General features: G+C 69.3%; 18 protein-coding genes. 12 read left to right on the top strand and 6 right to left on the bottom strand.

The features are described from left to right. The first annotated feature begins 2 nt into the window (after positions 1–2). The 3 genes from ACFC96_RS10610 to ACFC96_RS10600 all read left to right on the top strand — a co-directional run bounded on the left by ACFC96_RS10610 (position 3) and on the right by ACFC96_RS10600 (position 3,348). Positions 3–1,259 carry an AGE family epimerase/isomerase gene (locus ACFC96_RS10610; RefSeq protein ID WP_376611451.1) on the top strand — a complete coding sequence of 419 codons (1,257 nt, stop codon included), beginning with the start codon at positions 3–5 and terminating at the stop codon, positions 1,257–1,259. Then, a complete protein-coding gene (locus tag ACFC96_RS10605) occupies positions 1,253–2,185 on the top strand; it encodes an ROK family protein (protein ID WP_376611449.1) in 933 nt (310 codons plus the stop codon). The genes ACFC96_RS10610 and ACFC96_RS10605 overlap by 7 nt, the downstream gene beginning before the upstream one ends. Positions 2,186–2,364: 179 nt before the next feature. Beyond that, on the top strand, positions 2,365–3,348 hold the full coding sequence (locus ACFC96_RS10600; RefSeq protein ID WP_376611571.1) for a LacI family DNA-binding transcriptional regulator: 984 nt from the start codon (positions 2,365–2,367) through the stop codon (positions 3,346–3,348). A 154-nt stretch (positions 3,349–3,502) separates the two neighbouring features. Here the strand turns inward: ACFC96_RS10600 and ACFC96_RS10595 are convergent, their stop codons facing one another. The 4 genes from ACFC96_RS10595 to ACFC96_RS10580 form a co-directional block, all read right to left on the bottom strand. Then, on the bottom strand, positions 3,503–3,709 hold the full coding sequence (locus ACFC96_RS10595; protein WP_340458105.1) for a DUF5988 family protein: 207 nt from the start codon (positions 3,707–3,709) through the stop codon (positions 3,503–3,505). A 192-nt stretch (positions 3,710–3,901) separates the two neighbouring features. Beyond that, complete coding sequence (locus ACFC96_RS10590) at positions 3,902–4,585, bottom strand: 2'-5' RNA ligase family protein (RefSeq protein ID WP_376611447.1); 684 nt, start codon at positions 4,583–4,585, stop codon at positions 3,902–3,904. A 419-nt stretch (positions 4,586–5,004) separates the two neighbouring features. Beyond that, positions 5,005–6,465 (bottom strand): FG-GAP-like repeat-containing protein, encoded by a 1,461-nt coding sequence (locus ACFC96_RS10585; RefSeq protein ID WP_376611446.1) that lies wholly within the window; start codon positions 6,463–6,465, stop codon positions 5,005–5,007. Positions 6,466–7,017: 552 nt separating this feature from the next. Next, the gene (locus ACFC96_RS10580; RefSeq protein WP_340458114.1) at positions 7,018–7,218 is read right to left on the bottom strand and encodes a hypothetical protein; all 201 of its coding nucleotides are present in this window, start codon (positions 7,216–7,218) and stop codon (positions 7,018–7,020) included. 301 nt (positions 7,219–7,519) lie between these two features. On the opposite strand from ACFC96_RS10580, the gene ACFC96_RS10575 reads away from it, so the two are divergent. After that, a complete protein-coding gene (locus tag ACFC96_RS10575) occupies positions 7,520–8,437 on the top strand; it encodes a TIGR03619 family F420-dependent LLM class oxidoreductase (RefSeq protein ID WP_376611444.1) in 918 nt (305 codons plus the stop codon). Positions 8,438–8,447: 10 nt separating this feature from the next. Here the strand turns inward: ACFC96_RS10575 and ACFC96_RS10570 are convergent, their stop codons facing one another. After that, positions 8,448–8,690 carry a hypothetical protein gene (locus ACFC96_RS10570; RefSeq protein ID WP_376611442.1) on the bottom strand — a complete coding sequence of 81 codons (243 nt, stop codon included), beginning with the start codon at positions 8,688–8,690 and terminating at the stop codon, positions 8,448–8,450. Positions 8,691–9,661: 971 nt separating this feature from the next. On the opposite strand from ACFC96_RS10570, the gene ACFC96_RS10565 reads away from it, so the two are divergent. The 7 genes from ACFC96_RS10565 (at position 9,662) to ACFC96_RS10535 (ending at position 20,090) form a co-directional block, all read left to right on the top strand. After that, positions 9,662–10,723: an alpha/beta fold hydrolase gene (locus tag ACFC96_RS10565; RefSeq protein WP_376611440.1), complete on the top strand. Its 1,062-nt coding sequence runs from the start codon at positions 9,662–9,664 to the stop codon at positions 10,721–10,723. 752 nt (positions 10,724–11,475) lie between these two features. Then, positions 11,476–12,018 carry a TetR/AcrR family transcriptional regulator gene (locus ACFC96_RS10560; protein WP_376611438.1) on the top strand — a complete coding sequence of 181 codons (543 nt, stop codon included), beginning with the start codon at positions 11,476–11,478 and terminating at the stop codon, positions 12,016–12,018. A 1,045-nt stretch (positions 12,019–13,063) separates the two neighbouring features. Next, complete coding sequence (locus tag ACFC96_RS10555) at positions 13,064–13,489, top strand: hypothetical protein (RefSeq protein ID WP_376261248.1); 426 nt, start codon at positions 13,064–13,066, stop codon at positions 13,487–13,489. 224 nt (positions 13,490–13,713) lie between these two features. Continuing rightward, a complete protein-coding gene (locus ACFC96_RS10550; protein ID WP_376261249.1) occupies positions 13,714–13,884 on the top strand; it encodes a hypothetical protein in 171 nt (56 codons plus the stop codon). Between the two features lie 150 nt (positions 13,885–14,034). Further along, positions 14,035–15,477 (top strand): aldehyde dehydrogenase, encoded by a 1,443-nt coding sequence (locus ACFC96_RS10545; protein ID WP_376611436.1) that lies wholly within the window; start codon positions 14,035–14,037, stop codon positions 15,475–15,477. 1,214 nt (positions 15,478–16,691) lie between these two features. Then, the gene (locus ACFC96_RS10540) at positions 16,692–18,326 is read left to right on the top strand and encodes a DUF6351 family protein (RefSeq protein ID WP_376611434.1); all 1,635 of its coding nucleotides are present in this window, start codon (positions 16,692–16,694) and stop codon (positions 18,324–18,326) included. A 918-nt stretch (positions 18,327–19,244) separates the two neighbouring features. Further along, the gene (locus ACFC96_RS10535) at positions 19,245–20,090 is read left to right on the top strand and encodes a prephenate dehydratase (protein WP_376611432.1); all 846 of its coding nucleotides are present in this window, start codon (positions 19,245–19,247) and stop codon (positions 20,088–20,090) included. Between the two features lie 51 nt (positions 20,091–20,141). On the opposite strand, the gene ACFC96_RS10530 is transcribed toward ACFC96_RS10535, so the two are convergent. Then, positions 20,142–20,690: an ABATE domain-containing protein gene (locus tag ACFC96_RS10530; RefSeq protein ID WP_340458793.1), complete on the bottom strand. Its 549-nt coding sequence runs from the start codon at positions 20,688–20,690 to the stop codon at positions 20,142–20,144. 327 nt (positions 20,691–21,017) lie between these two features. On the opposite strand from ACFC96_RS10530, the gene ACFC96_RS10525 reads away from it, so the two are divergent. Beyond that, positions 21,018–21,581, top strand: a complete 564-nt coding sequence (locus ACFC96_RS10525; RefSeq protein WP_376261256.1) for a hypothetical protein — start codon at positions 21,018–21,020, stop codon at positions 21,579–21,581. Positions 21,582–22,287 lie beyond the last annotated feature (706 nt).

Genomic DNA, 22,287 nt, shown 5'->3' with positions numbered 1-22,287 from the left:
CCATGAACCACATCCCCCGCACGGCCGGCCCCGCCTGGGCCGAGTCGCCGCTGCACCATCGGTGGCTGACCGCCGAGTCCGAACGACTCCTCGCCTTCTTCGAAGGCTCGGTCGCCGACGAGCGCGGCGGCTTCTCCTGGCTGCGGTCCGACGGCACCCCCGACCGGGACCGCCCTCAGGACCTGTACGCCTGTGCCCGGCTGGTGCACTGCTTCGCGCTCGCCCATCTGATGGGCCGACCGGGCGCCCGTGACCTTGCGCTGCACGGAATGTCCGCGCTGTCGGGGGCATTCCACGACGACGAGTACGGCGGCTGGTTCGCCGCGGTGCAGCCGGATGCCGCCCCTGCCGACACCACCAAGGCCGGTTACGCGCACGCCTTCGTGCTGCTGGCGGGGGCGACCGCCACGCAGGCCGGACTGCCGGGCGGCCGCGCCCTCCTGGACGAGGCGGCCACGACGATCGACCGCCACTTCTGGCGCGAGGACGAGGGAGCGGCGCTCGACTCCTACGACCGGACGTGGACGACTCCCGAGGACTATCGCGGGCAGAACAGCAACATGCACCTCACAGAGGCGTACCTGGCCGCGGCCGAGGCCACCGGTGACGCGCGGTTCGGCGAACGTGCTCTGCGCATCAGCGACTTGATCATCCGTCAGCACGGAGCGGCGCACGAGTGGCGGGTCCCCGAGCACTTCGACCCGGACTGGCGCCCCGACCTCGCGTACAACAGCGATCGTCCCGGGGACCCGTTCCGCCCCTACGGCTCCCTCGTGGGGCACTGGCTGGAGTGGGCGCGCCTGCTCGTCATGGTGCGGGCCCGGACGCCGGGCGCCCAGGCGGCGTGGACGACGCGGGCGGCGCGGCAACTGTTCGCTCGCGCCGTGGCCGAGGGCTGGGACGCCGAGCGCGGCGGCTTCGTCTACAGCGTCGACTTCGCCGGGAAGCCGGTGAACCGGCAGCGCATGCACTGGACGATCGCCGAGGCAGTCGGCGCGGCCGTCTTCCTGTACCGGGCGACCGGCGACGCGACCTACGAAAGCTGGTACCGCTCGTTCTGGGACTACGCGGCGCGCGACGTCCTGGACGCGGCGGGCGGCAGCTGGTGGCACGAACTCGACACCGACGGCCACCCCGCCACCACGACCTGGGACGGCAAGCCCGACCTCTACCACGCGTTCCAGGCCACGCTCTACGCCCGCGCCCCGCAGCACCTCGGCCTCGGCGAGGCGGCCCGACAGGGAGTGATCGCATGCTGACGCCCGTCCTGGAGATCGGTGGCACGCACGTCACCGCTGCGCTCGTCGACCTCGACGGGGGCATGGTCCATGAGCAGGTCAGGGCGCCGCTGCCCGCGCAGGGCAGCGTCGACGAGATCCTCGGCGCGGTCGCCGGGGCGGCCGCGCGCCTGGCCGCCCCCGCCGCGGCTCCGTGGGGCGTGGCCGTGCCGGGGCCCTTCGACTACGAGGCGGGGATCGGCCTGTTCGAGGGCGTCGGCAAGTTCGAGTCGCTCTACGGGATCGACCTCCGCGCCGAACTGCGCCACCGCCTGACCCCCGAGCCGGGCGCACTGCGCTTCCTCAACGACGCGGACGCCTTCGGTATCGGTGAGTACGCCGCCGGAGCCGCGGCCGGGCACGAGCGCGCCCTGTGCGTCACTCTCGGCAGCGGCATCGGCTCCGCGTTCGTCGACCACGGCGAGCCCGTCAACGAAGGGCCACTCGTCCCGCAGGACGGCAGCGCCCACCTCCTCACGTACGGGGACCGCCCGTTGGAGGACACCGTGTCGCGCCGGGGTATCCGCGCCGCTTACGCCCGGGCCGCGCTCGACGACCCGGATGTCGTACCCGATGTGCGCACCATCGCGGAACTGGCCCGCGGCGGAGACCGGTACGCGCGCGTGGTCCTCGACCACGCCTTCCGCGCCCTCGGCGAAACGCTCGCCCCGTGGATCGACCGCTTCGAGGCCACGGTGCTCGTCGTGGGCGGCTCGATCGCCGCGTCCTGGGACCTGATCGAGGTGCCGCTGCGCATCGGTCTCGCGGAGGGACCCGCTACGTCTTCGGCCCGGGGGCTGACGGTGCGCACGGCTATGCGCCCCGAGGACGCGCCACTTCTGGGCGCCGCGTGGTGGGCGCGACGGCCGACCGTGCCCTCGACGATCCGTGACGTCGGCAGTCTGTGACGTCGGCAGTCCGTCACGCCGGCAGTCTGTGACGTCTGTCCGCCGGACCTAGGATGAGGGCGCGGGCCGCCGCCCGCCTCGATCGGCGGGCGTGTCCGCGCCCAGGAGACGTGAAGAGAGTGCGAAGCGCAGTGCCTCAGTCCGGCAGTCCGGCCCGCCATGGCGCCACGCCCCCGACGATGCGGGACGTCGCCGCGCGGGCCCAGGTCAGCGCCATGACGGTCTCCCGCGTCCTCAAGGACGACGAGCGCGTCAGCACAGCCACCCGGGCCAAGGTGCTCGCGGCGGTGGAGGAGCTCGGCTACCGGCGCAACGAGGTGGCCCGCAACCTTCGTCTCGGCAGGCCCAGCGGCATGATCGGACTCGTCGTCACCAACTTGGCGAACCCCTTCTACTCCCGGCTCGCCCTGGGCGCCGAGCAGGTCGCGGAGGAACACGGCCTGCGGCTCGTCCTCGGCAACACCGCCGAACAGGTCCAGCGTGAGCGGGAGTTGGTCGAGGACCTGGTCTCCCGGCGCGTGGACGGCATGATCGTGGTCCCGGCCGGCGCCTCCCAACGCCACCTCGCCCCGGACGTGCTCGGCCCCACCCCCGTCGTCCTCGCGGGCCGCCCGCCCGCCGGCATCGAGGCCGACACCGTCCTCGTCGACGACTTCGGCGGCGCTCACGCGGCCACCGCCAGACTGATCGCCGACGGCCACCGCTCCATCGGCTTCGTCGGCAATCCACCGGCCCTGTTCACCGGCGCGGAGCGCTTCCGGGGCTACTGGGCGGCCCACGAGGAGGCCGGACTGACCCCCCGTGAGGAATGGATCAGCAGGGGCGCGTACGACATCCCCGGGGCCGAGGCCGCGGCGCACCGACTCCTCGACCGCACGGACGCGCCGACGGCGCTGTTCTGCACGAACAACCGCATCACCCTCGGCGCCTACCGCGCCGTGCGGGGCCTGCGCAGCGGCACCGCGCTCGCCGCGTTCGACGACTTCGAGATGGCGGACCTGCTGGACGTGCCGGTCACCGTCGTCGCCTATGACGCCGACGAAGTAGGGCGCCGCGCCGCCCGTCTGCTGCTCGACCGCATCGACGAGACCCCAACCGCACCACAGCAGCCGCCACGCAGGACGGTCGTCCCCACCCACATCGTGCACCACACGGGCGCCTGACCTCGAAGCTTCCAGGGAGACGTAGGTGGCGTCGGAAGTGAGTGGCGGTTGGCACTCGGACCGCACGCTGCAAGCAGGCCCCGCCCAGACAGTTCCGTGCGCTGCGAGCGCGGGGGCCACCCAGACAGATCCGTGTGCTGCGAGCGCAGCGGCCCTACCCAGGCAGTTCCGTGCGCTCCCACCACTCGTACACGGGCAACAGGCCCTGCGAAGTCTCTTCCTGACGTGTCGTGGCCTTGAAGTGCTCGTACCCCCCGCGCAAGGGAACTTTGATGTCGATCCCGGGCGTGGAGATGGAGACGATCCGCTCAGGAAGATCGTCGGGACCGCCCTCGAGAACTGCTTTCATCGCGTCGACCATGACCAGATCTTCCCCGCAGGCCCGACCGGCTCCGTCATGACGCGCCGACACGTCTGCCACTCCCCTCTTTCCGCGCCGGCGACCCCCACCACCGCGAGGGGTTCATCCGTCGCATCGAATGCGAAGGAACATCCACCCGGCGTCGAAGAGGACAGGATTTGGTGCGAGGCCGAGGCGCGGCAGCGGAACCGGTCACGGTCGATGGCTCAGCGGGACGGCATCCAACGTCTCCATGACCATGCGGCTGCCGTTGAACCTGTAGACGACGAGTTCGGCATGACGGCACTCGACTTCACCGAGCGCAAGGTGCCGACGATCACCCACCCACTGCACGACAGCCTGAGGGTTGGCCAACGGACTGGTGAAATGCAAGAGCGTCGAATACCAGATGTTGCGGTCGAAGCCGGCCTCCAGCCAGCCGTCTTCAGCCAAAGCATCACCGTAAGCGTCATACAGGCGCTCAACAGCGTCGTCCCCAGGCTCTGCGCACAGCATGACGCAGCCGGGTGTCAGCGTCAGGCCCGACAGAGTCAGCCGAACAGGGCCGACAGTCGATGTCGCCTTCCGCAGTGCCGCGATGTACCTGGCTACCCGCGCGTCGCCGTCCGGCACCGATACCCGGTGATTCTCCAGCGCGCGAAGGGTGAAATGCGAGGAGTCGGCCTTCCCGGTCGGCCAGTGCCCTGCTCCGGCAACAGCCATCGCGTTGCGCGTGACGTCCTCGATCCTGCGAGCGGTCGCGGCGTCAGGTCGTAGGACGACGGACATGACCCAGCGGCTCCCGCCGTCCACGGGTGGCACCTGGCACTGAACAGCGCCGGCCAGAATCGCTTCCCGGCCCTGCTCGAAGAGACTGTTGAACCTTGCCGCGTACATGCCGGTCGATCATGCCCCAGATCATGCGGCGGGCACAACGCGCACGCCTCGCAGAACGGGCTGTCAGTTCGTCTCTGGTCGTCTTCATGGTTCGTGACGACGGCGAGGCCGGGTTCACCCGCCCACGCCACTGAGCTCAGCCGAGACGATTCGGAGGTCTCGTGACCGCGTAGGTCGATTCAGTACGGCCAGTACGGCACCACACCGTCGACATGCAGCTCCTCGACGACGAACGCCCGCGCCACGGCGACCTATGAACCACAGGTGGCGCGCAGCGATCTACGGCGGCGCCGCGCGCCTGCGGTGACACCGCACTGCGGACACTGCCCCTGGTAGGTCCATCACCGGCAGTGACTGCGAGCCACACGCAGTCCCGGCCCCGGAGACAAGCCCCGGGGCTGGGTCTGAGAACGGCTCTGTCACTGGCCGCTGAGGTACCTGCCGTATGCGAGCGCGCTCGACGGGGAAGGCAGGCCCAGCTTGGCGGGTGTGAATGCGGAGGAGCCGTTGGCGCTCGCATGGGGCAGCAGCCACACGCCGCCCGCGGCGGCGTTCTCGCCCGGGGATCCGACCGCCAGGTCCGCCTTGCCGTCGTGGTCGTAGTCGCCGGTGGCGACGGCGGCACCGAACGCGTCGCCGGCTTCCGCGACGCCCGGTACGTGCGCGGTGTCCTGCTGGAGCCCGACGGAGTGGGCTTCGCCCGATGCGTCGACGAGGCCGGTCGGGCCGCCGGACAGGAGGGTCGCGGCGCCGGCGCCCGAGCGGGTGCCGATCGCCTCGCCGGGGGCGCCGGCGATCAGGTCGTCGCGGCCGTCGCGGTTGATGTCGGCGACGGCGAGGGCGGCACCGAAGTGGTCACCGTCCTCCGCGACGCCCGCCACGCCCGCCGTGTCCTGGTTGAGGGTCTGCTGGCGGAACCCGAAGCTGCCGGGCGTCGCGTTCCCGTAGTGGATGTGGATGCCGCCGCCCTTGGCAAGCTCCTCGGGGCCGCACGGGTCGTCGATGTTCTCGTCGGCGATCTCACGGCACTCGCCGAGGGCCAGGTCGTCGTGGCCGTCGCCGTCGAAGTCGCCCGCGGCGAGGGCGGAGACGCCGGCGTTGTCGGTGTTCCAGGTGTTGACCATGGCCTGCTCGGTCGCGTCCCAGGCCCACAGGCGTACGTGCGACTGGGTGAACGGGGTCTTCGTCCAATACCCGACCGCGAGGTCCGCCTTGCCGTCTCCGGTGAAGTCGCCGGTGGCGAGGACAGGGGCGTGGCCACCCATAGGGGCGGCGACGACCGTGGCGACCATGCTGTCTTCGCCCTGGGCGACGCGAGCGACGACCTTGTCCGTGCCGCCGATCACGATCTCCTTGTTGCCGTCGCCGGTCACATCGGCTGCCGCGACCGATTTGCCGTACGCGGCCGACGCCGAGGGGCCGTCGAGGACCACGGAACCCGAACCGGGGGCGCTCTTGCCGCCGCCCACGGCGAGGACCATGCCCACGTCCTTGCCGCGGCCGGTGATGTCCTCACCCGGGGTACCGACGAGGAGCTCCGCGCTGCCGTCGCCGTTCAGCTCCACCAGCGCCACGGAGGCCCCGAAGCGGTCGCCCGCCTCCGGGGTCCCGGGGACCTCGGGGGTGGACTGGCTGATGCGGATGCTGCCGTGGGCGCCGATTCCCTTCGGGCCTCCCCAGACGATGTTGACGTAGCCGGCTTTCGCCTTTCCACCGACCGTGCCGTCGGGTACGCCGACGGCGAGGTCCGCGTACCCGTCGCCGTTGAAGTCACCGTCGGTCTGCGCGGGAACGGAGGCCGAGGCCGGAATTGTCAGCCCGGCAGTGGCCGCAGCGACGATGGTGGCTGCTGTGGCGTACGTCCGTATCCGTGTGCGCATGTGGGCTCCAAGGGTGTCCGAGAGGTGCGGAGTTCACCTGTGGGACATCCGGAGGGCGCCCAGGGTTGTGCTGATACGGACTCGGATACGAGTTCGGTGTGCGACCGGGGGACGTCGTCCTCAGTGCAGCCGACCCAGCCGATGGCCCCTGGCGGGCGATGTTCACGCGGATCGGCACCCAGCACCCCCTGTACCGGGACTCCCGCCCGCAGGGCCGTGAGCGGCTTGATCAGTTCGGAGCAGATGAAGCGCGACACAGCTTTACCCTCCCCCCCTTGCCGTCGAGGTCGCCTGGTCGGCGAGGACCACGGATGGGCGCTTGCGGCGGTGATGGACACGCTGGACCGTGCCAGAGACGGCGATCGGGTGTTGCGGCGGCTTCATCACGGCAGCCAGGCTGGTCTTTACAGGCTTCCCCATATCGATGTTCCACGGCCGGTTCGCTCATCCATCCGGGCAGCATGGCCGGCGCTCCGAACCACCGCGACCTCGCTCAGCCGGTCAGGAACCCAGCGGTGCTCGATCGAGTTCACAACCCGCCTCGCCCGTGACCTAGAGCCCTAGATCCAAAGCCAGGCACGAGTAGTAGTTCCACGAGCGCTCTGGGTCGTACGCGGCGTTCGCCCCGACGTTCACCTCGGCCTCCACCCCCTCGGTCATGTCCTCGAAGCGGATCCGCGCGGGAAGCTCGCCGTACCGCGCGTGCCGTGCCGCCGCAGCAACCTCGCCGTCTATCGCGACCGACTTGTCCATGATCAGTCCTCATCTCATCAGTCGTTGAACACGTCCTCGTGTACTGCCTGGACGACAACCAGCCTGCACTTCTTTGCGTAACCTGTCAAGGCGGTTACTTCGTCATTGAGAGCTCGATGCCCACGCTCACGTTTCCGGGACATTGGGTGGCACTGTCGGCGGCGCCACCAACCGGCCGGCCCACCGCCAACGATCTCGCTCACGCTGCACACCAGCCAGGGCCTACTCCAAGGCGACAAGCGACAACTTCCCCGTCATCATTGACGCCGCCACCGTCTGACACCCCGGAGGAAGAAGGAACATGCGCCTGGGTCTGGCCCTCCCCACTTTCGGCACCTACGCCCATGCCGACGGTGTCATCACCGTCAGCGGCACCGCGGAGGACCTGGGGTACGACTCTCTGTGGACGGGAGACCGGGTACTCGCCCCCCGTTCGCCGAGCGCGCCCTATCCGAGCCAGGACGGGGTGATGCCGCGGATCTACGAGAACCACATGGACCCGCTGACGAGCCTGGCATTCGCCGCCGCCCACACCAGCCGCGTCCGGCTGGGCACCAGCACGCTCAATGGCCTGTGGCACCCTCCCCTCATGCTCGCCCGGTCGTTGACCACACTCGACGTACTCAGCCGCGGCCGGCTTGACGTCGGGTTCGGTCTCGGCTGGATGCCCGACGAGTACGCGGCCGTGGGCGTGCCCTGGGAAGGCAGGGGCGCCCGCCTCGACGAGACGCTCGACATCCTGGAGACGTACTGGGCCGAGGACGAATTCGCCCACCGGGGAACGCTGTTCACCGTTCCGGAGACCGTCGTCGGGCTGAAACCCGAGCAACGCCCCGGTCCGCCGGTCCTGCTCGCCGCGTTCAGCCCCGGCGGGCTGCGTCGGGTCGCCCGGCGGGCCGGCGGCTGGCTGCCCGTGGCGATGCCGCTGCCCCGTCTCATGAGCATGTGGAAGACGATCACCGAAGAAGCGGAGTCGGTGGACCGCGACCCCGGCGGGTTGCGCATGGCGCTACGGGTCAACCCGTCCCTGACCGAAGTCGAGGCCGAGGCAGAGCAGTTTCCCCAATCCGGAACGCTCGGCCAGTACATCGACTACGCGCGTGCCGCTGCCGAGGCGGGCGTGCATGAACTCTTCATCGATCTCGGGCAATCATCCGCGTCCCTCGACGAACGTATCGACATTGCAGGCCGCTTCATCGAGGGCGTACGGAGAGGCTGACAGGGGCCGGTCAGCCCTGCCCTGCCAGCAGTTTCACTGCCGACGGGAGGCGCTGCGGGCTGTCGTCGACGAACACACCATGAACGGCGTCCAGTTCGAGCATCCCGAGCACGAGGCAGGAGATCTCCGGTTCCGGCTTACGCACGTCGTGGTCCTCCGAGATGACCACGACGTCCCGGTCCCCCAGGTCGTATCCGGCCTGAAGGAGCCACGGCGCCGCACCGACCGGCCTGGAGAGGATCGCGACCTTCACTCGCGCCCTGCGGCCTCCCGACTTCCCCTCGTTCCGGGACACTCTGCCGCCAGCTCTCCAGCGAAAGCCTCCAGCGAGGCAGGACCCTATTTCAGCCCCACCGCCCATGACCCCTGGCCCATGACTCCTGGCCCATGACCTCGCTTCAAATACTGGCGGCAACTGGCGACCGACGGTCTCTACCGGGCGGCGTGGGGCGTTGACCTGCAGCTGTGAGCGCGGCCTTCGCAATGCAGACGTCCGGTGCGAACTCGCTTCGGAACTCGTCCCGTTGGCGGTAGAGCCCCGAGCTCTTGCTTCCGTCGGGGTTGGTGAGGGCGCCGCGTCGAGGGCGTCGGGCAGGGTGGAGCCGGAGTTTCTGTTCGTCGGCTCCAGGGCGACTCTTCCGGCGCAGACAGGAACGGCACCCTGTAGACGAACCCCTTGACCTCGGTATTGGTCCCGCGGCCTCGCTGATCACCAAGCCGCCGTAGCGGTGACGGACGAGGATCGCGGCGCCTTTGGCGCGGTCGAGTATGCCGCGCCGAGCGTCGGCGTCGGCGTGCGGGTCACGGGGGGGCACGCTGTAGCAACGCCGGAATAGCCGTCGGTGTGGAGCGGGCGATACACCGTTCCAGCCGGAGGCGTCGGCCGAAGACGCTGTGCTCCAGCACGATGGAGGGCTTACCTGCCGCCTGCCACCTGCCGGTCGGCATCGACATTGGCGGTGGCATCAGCGGCGCCTAGGTGCGATCACCCCGGCCCCGATGCAGGCGCGCGATGCAGGCCGTCACCGCCGCCCCGACGCCGGAATGAATCCGCCCCCCGGCTCGCACGCTTGACGTCGGACATGGAAAACCCCCTTCCCGAAGCCGTCGCGTCACCTGCTTGACCGGTGACGCGAGACCTGTCAGAGTCACTCACACGTTGGCCGTCGCGAACGGCACGCACGGCACGGATGCATGTCTCACGGAACACACGGAAGGTTTCTCATGATCAACAGGCGTACCTTCAGCAAGGCGATGGGCCTGGGCACCGGAGCGGCCGCGATCTCCCTGGCCGGTCTGCAGGGGGTTTCCCACGCCTCCACCAGCACCCCGAACCAAGGCGGCAAGCTGCCCGTGATCCCGTCCGTAACCCCGGGCACGCACACCTCCTTCCCCTCGCTGAAGCAGATCAAGGCGGGGTTGCTGAACGTCGGGTACGCCGAGCTCGGACCCGCCCACGGGCCTGCCGTCATCTGCCTGCACGGCTGGCCCTACGACATCCACAGCTACGTCGACGCCGCTCCGCTGCTGGCCGACCAGGGCTACCGCGTGATCGTCCCGTACCTCCGGGGACACGGCACGACGCGCTTCCGTTCCTCCCGCACGTTCCGCAACGCGCAGCAGTCGGTGATCGCCCTGGACATCGTCGCGCTGATGGACGCCCTGAAGATCGACAAGGCCGTGGTCGCCGGCTTCGACTGGGGCTCGCGGACCGGCGACATCCTCGCGGCCCTGTGGCCCGAGCGAGTCAAGGCCCTGGTGTCGGTGAGCGGTTACCTCATCACCAACCGCAAGGCGCAGCTGGAACCGATCGCGCCGGCCGCCGAACACACCTGGTGGTACCAGTACTACTTCGCCACCGAGCGCGGCAAGAAGGCCATGGAGCGGCAGGACCTCCGCCATGACCTGACCAAGCTGGTGTGGCAGACCGTCTCACCGACCTGGAACTTCGACGACGCCACCTTCGAGCGCACCGAAGCCGCCTTCGAGAACCCGGATTACGCCGCGATCGTGATCCACAACTACCGCTGGCGTCTCGGCTTGGCCGAGGGCGAGCGGCGCTACGACAGCTATGAGGACAGGCTGGCTCAGGCGCCCACCATCGCGGTGCCCACCATCACCATCGACGCCCAGTACGACCCGTTCACCGCGCCCGGCGACGGAACGGGATACCGCAGCATGTTCACCGGGAAGTACGAGCACCGCACGCTGGCCGTCGGACACAACCTGCCACAGGAGGCACCGACAGCGTTCGCGCAAGCCGTCGTGGACGTGGACCACTTCTGACAGAGAGCCCGAGGCCGGCCCGCGCGCGGACGGCCCCGGCCCGGCTGCCGCGGGCTAACCCACTCACGAAGGCCCGCTCCCATGACCGAAGTCCTGTGGGACCCATCTGCCGAGCGCCCAGTCTCGGGGCCTCGCAGCACAGGGGGCGGGTGGGCCTGTGGCCCAGGAGGCGGGTGGCCCTGTAGCCCGGCGGGAACATGATCTCGCCGTACATGCCCTCCACCACTCGTTCGTCGCTGAAGCCGGCCAGAGAGCCACCCATTGGCGGCCATCCGTCACCGTGCCGAGCCACCCTGGCGAGCGCCCGCTCGGGCGGTGGGCTCAGGTGGAACGGACTACGCGTCGCCCCCCAGCTACGTCGGCATCGATGGCCTCAACGCCTAGCGCTCACTGCTCGACCGGCTGCCCATGAGGCCGGCCGCGCCCGGGAGGAGGTCGACACCGTGTTCCGCGTGACCATCGACGCCGGCACCGCCGTGACCAAAATCGCCGACACCATCAGACTTGCCCACGGGCGCACCGGCATCGACCACGTCCGATCGACCCGCCATACGCAGGGGAATCCGTCGACGGGGCCATCGACCACGCCTCCGACGCCCTTGGCCTCGTCGACAAGGGAGGACATCTCCGCACGGTCTTTATGTCGCAGCGCCATCCGGCGATGCCACGTACGTGTGGCATTTACGGCACCTATTTGCGCATCACGGAGACCCATACCGTCCTAATATGCACAGCGCTGTAGGCTCTCCCTCATGAGGGCCGACGCCGCGCGCAACCTGGAAGCCGTGCTGACCACCGGAGCCCGCATGCTCGCCGCGGATCCCACCGCCAGCATCTCGAGCATCGCGGCAGAGGCCGGTGTGGACCGGCGGACCGTCTACCGACGGTTCGCGTCCCGCGAGGAGCTTCTCGCGACGATCTACGAATCCCGACTGGAAGCCGTCGAGCAGGCTATCTCCGACGCGCGCCTGAAAGAGGCTCCGGTCGCCGTGGCCCTGCATCGGTATGTGGAGGGCATCATCGCGGTGAACCGCAAGTGGCCCGTGGACCTGACCCGCATGCTGACCGACGACGCGGTCCGCGAGCGGCGGAACGCCTCGGTCCGGGAAGTCGACATCTTCCTGCAGCGCGCCGTCGACGAAGGGGCGATCCGTGCAGAGCTGCCCGAAGGATGGGCCAGCGCACTACTCCCGCAGCTGACCCACCTCGTGGTTCGGCAGATGCCCGATCTGAGTGACGGGCAGGCGGCCGATCTCGTCGTCGACACCCTGGTGAAGGGGCTCGGGCCGGCCTGATCCGACCGGCCTGGTGGTGAGGGAGAAGCGGCCGAGGTCGGCCGGGCCGTACCACATCCTCACCTCGGCGACCGCGGCGAGCCCGGCAGACCACTCGCGGCCATGGACGGACCGGATGCCCTCGAGATCGGTCGCCCCGCCCGGTGACAGGAAGTTCACCACCCTCCGCCCCACGGCTCACGGCTCACGGCTCACGGCTCACGGCTCACGGCTCACGGCTCACGGCTCACGGCCGGGGCACGAACTCACCCACCACGCGCCCAAGTTCCGCCCGCAGCCTCTGCGCCTCCGGAGGACCGCCCAGCGCGCACCCCGACAAGACGAACGACTCACCCCGCGACAGCACCGCATTCATCTCGCGCGCACCCGCCACCGGTCGAACGCGCCGCCCAACCGCCGGGGCTCGACGTGCGCGCACCCGGACTCGAATCGGGCCTGTCAGCGCCAACAGTGCTTGCGCGACGCTCTCACCGCACTACCCAGCAGACGCTTCGGCCGTCGTACGGCATCGGGTCGCCGGAGCCTGTGGATCTCGCCGGCGGATATGAAGCTTCGCGGCCTGACCCCAGCCCGGCAACCAGGCCCGCGACGTCACTGAGATCGAGTTCGACGCGGTTCACGTGACGTGCTTATGGGGTCGGTCAGTTGACGGCCGGAGAAAGCCGCGCACCCACAGTTTTCCCGCGGCACCGGATCGAGGGGGTCCAGGTCGGCCGCCGGGGAGGGGGTCAGCTCTCCGTCACCCGTGCCGGCCACAAGAAGGCGCGCCGCGAGGTGCTGTTCGAGCGTGCCGAGCACCCAAACGCCTCTCCTTCGAGGCCATTCGCGAGGTCCACAGCCCACGCCGCAGGCGCGACTTCGCCTTCTTGTCGGGGTTCAAGCGATGCGGATCTGCAACGCGTGCCGGATGGGCCACGACCCTCACCACCCATAACCATCTTGACAGGTTACGCAGAACGCAAGAGAGTAATAACCAGTCAAGCCGGTTACGTCATGTTCGCCGGTGACGGCTACATCGACAGCAGTTCTGACGCAAAGGGATCCCATGACCATCGCCCGCTTCCACCTCAAATCGTCCCTTCGCCCCGAGGAGGCACTGGCGGTGCTGACCGACTTCAGCCCCTCCCGCGTCGAGGCCTGGCCCAGCATCGACGCCGACCACTTCACCGTCCACGAAATCGGCCCGTCCTGGGCCGAAGTGACCGAGGGGACCAGCGCCGCATGGGAACGGGCGCACTACGAGTGGGACGACTCCAAGGTCACCATCACCACTTTGGACTCGAAGCTCTTCGGGGCCGGCGGCGGCTGGGTCTTCGAGCTGACGCCCGAGGGCGACGGCACGCGCATCCACGTAGAACTCACGCGCACACCTCGCGCACTGAAGGGCAAGATTCTCGCCTGCCTGCTCCCCCTCGTCGGCCCGCCATCCCTTCGCAAATCCTTCTCCGGCCCACTCAAGGCCACCGCGTAGCCGCCACGGTGCGGCGAGGAAGTCAGGGCCACGCGACAGAGGGAGTCGAGCAGATCCCCAGCAGCAGGGGATCCCGACCCCCTCCCCACCTCCGGCCCGCGCACCTCGGCCGCGACGCCAGGGTCACACACACCTATCCCTCTAGTAACCGTTCAAACAGGTTGCACTCGACGCATCCATGCTTGCAGCCATCACCCCCGGAACCCCGAACAGGCAGGTACAGCATGTCCCCCACCAAGAGCATCGACGACTCAGCGGAGAAGACCCACCCGACCGACGCCGAACTCCCGCCGCAGTACGGCTTCAGCGCATGGCCCGCGTCGGCGCAGGTCTGGTCCATGTCCGAGTCCGCAGTCATGTTCGGCTACAGCCTGGGGAGCAGCGCCTTCGTGTGAGGCATGGAGCGCGCATTCAGGTCACACCCGCACCGAACACGAGGCGAGACAGCTTACAGCCGCACGCATGAGCAACTAAGTCATCTAAGTGCTACAGTGAAGTGACAGATAAGACGAATGATTCAGAATTTCTCCCTGAGGAGCGCGCCCATGAACGTCTACGAACGCCTCTACGTCGCCGGCTCCTGGACCGTGCCGAGCAACCCCGAACTGCTCGACATCCGCTCCCCGCACGACCGGTCCGTCATCGGCCGCGCCGTCCAGGCTCAGCCCGCCGACGTCGACCGCGCCGTAGCCGCGGCCCGTGCCGCGTTCGAGAAGGGGACCTGGCGCACGACAGCGCCACTGGAGCGTGTGGCGGTGCTGCGCCGGTTCAACGCATTGCGCGAGGCGAACGCGGAAAGGATCGCCTCCCTGATCTCCGCCGAGAACGGCTCGGCCCGCTGGTTCACCCTTGCCGGCCAGCCCGGACTGACGCGGCAGGCGAACGCCTACCTCAAGGCGGCGGAGGAGTTCGGCTGGGAGGAGACACTGGCCCCCTCCGACCCGGCGTCACCGGTGCGCAGCGTGGTGCGCCGCGAGGCCGTGGGAGTGGTGGCCGCGGTGATCCCCTGGAACTCCCCGTTCTCGTCCGCCACTTCAAAGATCATTCCCGCTCTGCTGGCGGGCAACTCGGTGGTGTTGAAGGTCTCTCCGGAGAACTCGCTGAGCATGGGTTTCCTGGCCGAACTCGTTGACCGACTGGGCCTGCCCGAAGGCGTGCTCAGCATCCTGCCCGCCGACCGGGAGACCAGTGAGTACCTGGTGTCGCACCCGGATGTCGACAAGATCGCCTTCACCGGCTCGACCCGCGCCGGTCGCCGGATCGCCGCCATCGCGGGCGAGCAGTTGAAGCGCGTCAGTCTGGAACTGGGCGGCAAGTCGGCGGCGGTCATCCTGCCGGACGCGGACGTGAACAAGGCGGTACAGGGACTGAAGTTCGGCTCGCTGCTCAACAACGGCGAGTCGTGCATCGCACAGACCCGCATCCTCGCTCCGCGCGAGAAGTACGAGGAGGTCGTCGCCGGCCTCAAGGACCTGGTCGAGTCGCTGAAGGTCGGCGCCCCCGACGACCCCGACACCTTCATCGGCCCCATGATCCGCCCCGACCAGCAGCAGCGCGTACGCGACTACATCGAAATCGGCATCAAGGAAGGCGCCCGCCTCGTCACCGGCGGCCCGCAGATCCCCGAGGGGCTGGAGGGCGGCAACTACGTCACCCCGACCGTCTTCGCCGACGTCACCAACTCCATGCGCATCGCACAGGAAGAGATCTTCGGCCCGGTCCTTGTCGTCATCGCGTACGACGACGAGGACGAGGCCGCGCGAATCGCCAACGACTCCGAGTACGGCCTCTCCGGCGCCGTGTGGTCCGCCGACGAAGGCCACGCCCTCGCCTTCGCCCGGCGTATGCGCACCGGCACCGTCACCGTGAACGGCGCGCCCATCGGCTTCGACGGCCCCTTCGGCGGCTTCAAGAACAGCGGCATCGGCCGCGAGTACGGGGCCGTCGGCCTCGGCACCTACACCGAATACCAGACCGTCACCCTGTGACGCCTGCCCCGCTGCGGGGCAATCTCAGCGACATGTCCGAGCGAGGCGCCCCACCTCGCCTTCACCGGCACCTTCCGCATCGCCTCCGTCACGTACGGCGTCGCCACTGACTGCCTCAGTTCCAGACCGCCCGCACCCTGCACGTCGAGGCCGGGAGCAGAGGCAGAGACAGAGGCAGAAGTGGCATGGGCGTGCTGACGTTCGCTCCAGCCTGCGACATCGCCACACCGACCGAATGCAGGTGCTATCGGGGGATGTTCGGCTCCGTCTACGGCGTCATCGGCATCGCAGGCCCGTGGCTCAGCGACCACTTCACGGGAGTAGCCCGCGGCGGTGGGCGTGCCTCATCAACCTGCCGTCGGCGCGGTCGCCCCCGTCATCGCCGCCCGCACCATGCCCGCCAGCGGGCCGCGGCGCCACGACCCTCTACTCCCTCGGCGCTCTACTTCCGCGTCGCTGGTGTCGGCCCCGGCATGACACCGAGGGTGGTCCTGGCCTCGGCACAGAACACCGTGCCCGCCGCCGACCTTGCGCCGCCGGCACCGTCGTCACCTGCGCACCCTCGATCGATGGCCCGCGACACCGCCAGGGCGCCTTCGCCCACGTCGTCAACCCATCCAGAAACATGTCACGACCGCCCCTTCACATTGCCGTCACCGCATTGACAGGTTACTGGCACCATGTCAGGCTATAACCACCCAGACAAGTGACGGCTGTGCGAGCGAGGGCGGGGACAGGTATGACAGGGGCAGGCCGGCACGACGACAGCGAGGGCCGCCCGCCCCTGGCCCGGCCGCCAATGCTCGCCACCCCCGCGCCAGGGGCAGCCGAACTCGCCACCACGCCCCACCTCCAACGCAGTTGGGAGAAACCCCTGGGCGCCGCCTCATGGTCGGCGTCACGGGCGTAACCGGATCGCGGCCCCACCCGACCGCCTCGCTCCCTACGACCTGCCGTGGCTGCGCGCGGCGCGCAAGCGCTTGGCCGCGCACCGTCAGCGCGCCCTGCGGGGAATTTCAACCGAGCCAGAAGCTCTACGCGGGCAGGATCGCGGAAGCAGCGCTGCCCCGCGACACATCGCCTCCGCTCCCCCTCTGAAGCGACCGTCATGTGACGGATGCTTCCTCCCCGCCCTCACATGTAGGTACGCACACCGGTTGTCCGCACACACGTGTCGCCGCCTGTCGGCAGACATGCAATCGATAAGGAATGCAATGAGACGACTTCTGACCGTCTTCGCGGCCGCCGTGCCGCTGGTGACCGCAGCGGTGTATCTGCCGTCCGCCGCGGCGGAATCCGAGAATTCCGCCGCCACCGCCTTCCGATGCACGTCCACCTCCATCCCTCTCAAGGCGCCGGCCGGCACCAAGATCGAGTCCCTGACTGCGGTGAGCCGACCGACAGGGACCGTCGAGGTTCCTCCCGTCTCACCGCTGCCCGGGGACACGATCCAGGACGTGCCTGCCCACTGCGAGGTGACCGCCACGGTCAGCCACCCGGGGGTCGGGGATCACGCCAAGGTCCAGGTGTGGTTGCCCGAAAGCGGGTGGAACGGCCGGTTCCAGGCGGTCGGTGGCAGTGCCTTCGCGGCCGGCGACTACGGCTCTGCGCTGGCCGGCGCGGTCAAGACCGGCTACGCCGTCGCGACCACCGACGCCGGTGTCAGCAGCTACCTCGACGTCGACTGGGCCCTGAACAGCGATGGCCAGATCAACAAGGCCTCCCTGGAGAACTTCGCCTCGCGATCCGAGCACGAGGCCGCGGTCGTCGCCAAGCAGGTCGTCAACGGTGTCTACGGCCGACCCGCTTCGTACGCGTACTTCAACGGCTGCTCCACGGGCGGCCGTCAGGGCTACGTCGAGGCTCAGAACCATCCGGGCGACTACGACGGCATCCTCGCCGACGCGCCCGGCGTCAACTGGGACGAGTTCGAGGTCGCCACGGTCTGGCCGCAGGTGGTGATGAACGAGGAGCACACGTACCCCACCAAGTGTGAACTCACCCTGGCTACCCAGTCCGCCGTCAAGGCGTGCGACACGCTGGACGGCGCCGCGGACGGCGTCATCGGTGACCCGGCCACATGCGACTACGACCCGCGCCGCCTGATCGGCACGACGCTCGAGTGCGACGGCCGACAGATCACCTTCACGGCCGCGGACGCCACCGTGGTCCGCAAGATCTGGGACGGTCCGCGCACCACCTCGGGCGAGAAACTCTGGTACGGCCCCGCGGTCGGCGCCGACCTCACGGCTCTGGCCGATTCCAAGACCGGTGACGACGGCACGTCCGTGGGCGCGCCGTTCCCGGTGCCCGCCGAGTGGGTGTCGACGTTCGTCGAGAAGCAGCCCGCCTACGACGTCTCCACCGCCGGCTACAGCGAGTTCCAAAAACTGTTCCGGCAGTCCCAGGCCGAGTTCGACGACGTCATCGGATCGGACGATCCGGACCTGTCCGGCTTCCGCGAGTCCGGTGGCAAGCTCTTGACGTGGCACGGCCAGGCCGACCAGCTGATCCCCACCCAGGGCACGGTGGAGTACCGGGAGCGGGTCGAGAAGAAGCTGGGCGGCGCGCAGCGAGTCGACGACTTCTACCGGCTGTTCCTGGCTCCGGGTGTCAACCACTGCGCCGGTCCCGGCAACACGGGTCCCGCGCCGGCCGACGCGCTCGGCGCGCTGACCAAGTGGGTCGAGCAGGGCAAGGCCCCGCAGACGCTGAGCGCCTCCGTGAAGGACCCCTCGGGCAAGACGGTCACCCGCGACCTGTGCCTCTACCCGCTGGTTCCGCAGTACAAGGGAAGCGGCGATCTCGCGGACGCGAGCAGCTTCCGCTGTGTCCGCCCGCACCACTGACCCGTAGCGTCGTCCATGCGTGAGGGACGGGTCGGGACGGCGTGGGCAACGGTCCTGACCTGCCCCTTCTTCTCATGCCGGGGCTGCTGACAGGCGGGATCGGCGTGGAGACGCTCAGCACCGACGTCTCCGCGCCGCGTTCGCCAACACCGTGCCCGACGAGGCTTCATGGCTGCTCGACCACGATGTGTGCCAAAAAAACGTGCCCGGCTGCTGTGCGACCTGGCGGGCGCGGACGGTTCCGTATCCCCTCCCCGACGGGCGGCGTTGTCGAAGCCTCAAAGACGGGACCACCGAGATCCGCCGCTTACCTGCCCGACCTCTACATGCCCCGCGCTCGCGGCACCCCACGACCGCGGCGGGACAGCGCCCACACACGGGACAACTTCTTTCTGCGCGCCGCATGCACCTCGCGCGCTCCGGCGGAAGGCGGCTGCACGGTGCGCACGCCTCCGCCGTACGGACCGCTCACCGGCATCGCGCTGGGCGCGGCGCGGCAGTTGACGAGCGAACGCGCGTCGCCAGGCGCGGACACCGCGTTCTCGCACTCCGATGCAGGCCGGCCTGCCTGCCGCCGCACGCCACGGCGACCGAACCGGCGGCGCTGCTGTGTCACGAGCGGCTCGGGTTCACCGGGGACCTGTGCCTCGGGGCCGGGCCGAGCCAGCCGATCCCCTCGTCGCTCGTGTCCCCTTACAGAAGCGAACGCAGAGGGCCGCCGCTCTGGTGCACCGCGTCGCGACGGCCGCCGCACGCTCGGCGGCGCGAGCCCGCTGCCCTGTTCCCCTCGACGAACTCGGACGGCCGCCCGCTCGAGTCTCTCCTCGTGGACAGCATCGCAGCGCTTCCGCACGTTCGGTCTACGGTGGATCTCCTGCTGACCGACGGCGCCAGCTCTCCCACCGAAGGTGACATCCCGTGACGAGAGTCGCATACCAGGGCGAATACGCATCCAACTCGGCGACCAGTGCCCAGAACCTGTTCCCCGGATGCGCCGAGCTTCCCTGCACGAGCTTCGAGCAGGCTCTGGACGCGGTGACGCTCGGCACCGCCGACGTGGCGGTGATCCCCGTCGACAACTCGGCCGCCGGACGCGTCGCCGACGTGCACCATCTGCTGCCGGAATCGGGCCTCTTCGTCGTCGGCGAGTACTTCCTCGCCATCCACTTCGACCTCGTGGGCGTCCCCGGAGCCTCGCTCGACCAGCTCGAGTGCGTCCGCAGTCATGTGCACGCCCTCGGCCAGTGCCGGAAGGTGCTGCGCACGGGTGGCTGGCGGACACTCGTCACCGACGACACGGCGGGCGCGGCCCGCGAGGTGGCGGAGCTGGGCGATGTCCGGCACGCGGCGCTCGCCCCACCCGCCGCGGCACGACACCACGGTCTGGAAGTACTGCAGGCGGGCGTCGAGGACGACCCGGACAACACCACGCGCTTCGTCATCCTCTCCCGCGACGCGGCCATCGCCCCGGTCACCGGCGAGCCGACGATGACGAGCCTGTTCTTCGCCGTACGGAACATCCCCAGCGCCCTCTACAAGGCCCTCGGCGGCTTCGCCAGCAACGCGGTGAACCTGACCAAGATCGAGAGCTATCAGATGGGCGCCGGTCTCAACCCCAGTTGCTTCTACGTCGAAGTGGAGGGACACCCCGACGAGGCCGGTGTCGCGCTCGCCTTGCAGGAGCTGCGCTTCTTCTCCTCCGAGGTCCGCGTCCTCGGCGTCTACCCGGCGCACCCGCACCGACTGCGCGAGCGAGCCGCCTGAGGCGCCGCGACGCTGCGGCCGGCTCCACGTGAGTCCGGCCGCCAGTCGCCGTCAGACCGTGGCGCCGCTCTGGCGCGCCCGGTAGGCGGCGGCCTTGACCCGGTTGCCGCAGGTCCGCATGGCGCACCACTCACGCCGGTGGCCGCGCGAACGGTCGAGGTAGACCTGGGTGCACTCGGGGCGGGCGCACTCGCGCAACAGCGCGCCTTCGTCGCCGCCGAGAATCTCGACCGCTTCCCGAGCGAGGGCCGCCAGGCCCTGGGAGACGGACCCCGTGTGCATCACCCCGTCCGGCCCGAGCTGCGCCTTCACCGGCAGGCCCGCGGCGTGCCGGTTCAGCTCGGCAACATCGGCGGCGGGCAGGGACTCGGCCGCGAGGCGCGCGGCCACCAGCGAGTAGATCACCTCCCGCAGGTCGATCGCGGTCTCCAGGTCGACCTCGTCCGCCCCCGGCGGCGCATCGAGCATCTTGGACTCGACGAACCAGTCGTCGAGCAGGCCGGGCGTGGCAAGCTTCTCTGCCGGTGCGGCATTGCGGCGCGCACGCAGAGTGCCGACGAAGTCGAGTGGGAGCGTCCCACAGGGGAATGCATGGTTCACGTCACCATATTGACCGGTGACTGACGAATGCGCAATGCTCAAGCCAGTTCTCCTCTCCCCTCTCCCCTCTCCCCTCTCCCCTCTCCCCTCTGGCGACCCGCACGCTCGCGCCGAAGCGGCGCGCACCCTTCGCAACGCGTCGCACCAAAGGGGACACATGGCCGCTGAGCCGACGTCGGCATGTCTCGCCGCACACGAATGTGTTCAGACGAGGGGTCATACGCCCAGACCAGCAGGGCAGGCAGCCTCTCGCAGGCTTCGGCAGTCGTCACTGCCCTGAGTAGCATGTGTGTCACCCATTTCAACCCAAGGGAGAGTGAACTGGTTGTGCCCGACCAATCAGCCGAGACGCTCCGGTTGCGGTACGTCCAGCAAGCCGCATCGGACCTGAAGGAGAACCGTCGCCGGCAACGAGAACTGTCCGAGAAGCTCAAAATGTTGAAGCAGGAGGAAGCGCTCCTGACCGACATCCTGAGCCTCACGGAGCGGCTCCACGACCTCACGGAGGCACCTCCGGTGCCCGAACGGGCCCAGGACGAGGCCACGTTCACGCGCGGGCGCTCCTCCGGCAAACCCGCGACCGCCCCTGCGGGTAAGGCCCGTCGCCCTGCCGCGACGCGGTCGGCCAAGAGCTCCGGCAAGGCAGAGACCCAGGGCAAGCAGCGCCGACCCCTGCTCGGAGACCTCCTGACGGAGTTGCTCGCAGCGTCCGACAAGCCCCGTCCGGCGAAGGAACTCCGCGACGAGCTGCTGGAGAAGCACCCGGACCGGACACCGACCTCGCAGGTGGTCCGCAACACCCTGGAGGCTCTCGTCGCCAAGGGCCGTATCCGGCGGCACAGGCAGCAGCGTTCAGTGACGTACGCCCTCATGAAGTCGGACGCGCAGTAGGCGCGACGGCCCCGACAGATCCGCCGTTCCTTGCTTCGAACACGGCCGGTGCCGCGAAGGCTCCGACCATGCTGCGTCGCCCGGCCACACACTCAGGCGGAGTCGAAGTCGAGGTCGAGGTCGAGGTCGACATATCTCGACGGGACACATGCGCGTCGCCGGGTGTGACTCCCCATGTGCACACTCGCACCCGCCCTGACGCGGCAACGCCCAAGACCGCGGACGGTGGCGTCGTCCTGGGGCGTGGTGGCGCGGGTATCGAACCCAGCGATGCCGTCACCACCCTCGACCATCAGAGCGCCGGCCCACTTCTGCACACGCACAGGCGGCGCCGGGGCCCGCACGAGGCCGTGCGGCCTACGAGATCGCGACGCCGCGGACCGCCGCCGGGTGCCCCAGCCGCTGCGCCGCGTTCTACCGCGACAGCGCTCCCTAGGTTCCACACAAGTCAGCGAACGGGCTCCGCGACTGATCAACCGTGCAGCGGACCATCCGCAAGCGCTTGTTACTGAACTCCGACATCGCGGGTCAAGCCATGGAGTCCGTGCCGCGACAAATACGGAGCGTGCGTGGAACGGTCACGACGACCGTTCCACGCGCCTGCAACGCAGTTCGCCCGCGGAGAGAGCCGGATGGAGACGAGGCCGATGTGCCGCAGCCAGGTCCCCTGCCGTCGCTGTGCCGCTCGGGGTGTGCTCGGGGGCGG

Origin of the sequence: Streptomyces sp. NPDC055955 (genome assembly GCF_042270245.1) — a bacterium.
Taxonomy (GTDB): Bacteria; Actinomycetota; Actinomycetes; order Streptomycetales; family Streptomycetaceae; genus Streptomyces.
Note: the sequence above shows the minus strand (reverse complement) of the source record. Positions and strands in the feature narration are given on the sequence as shown.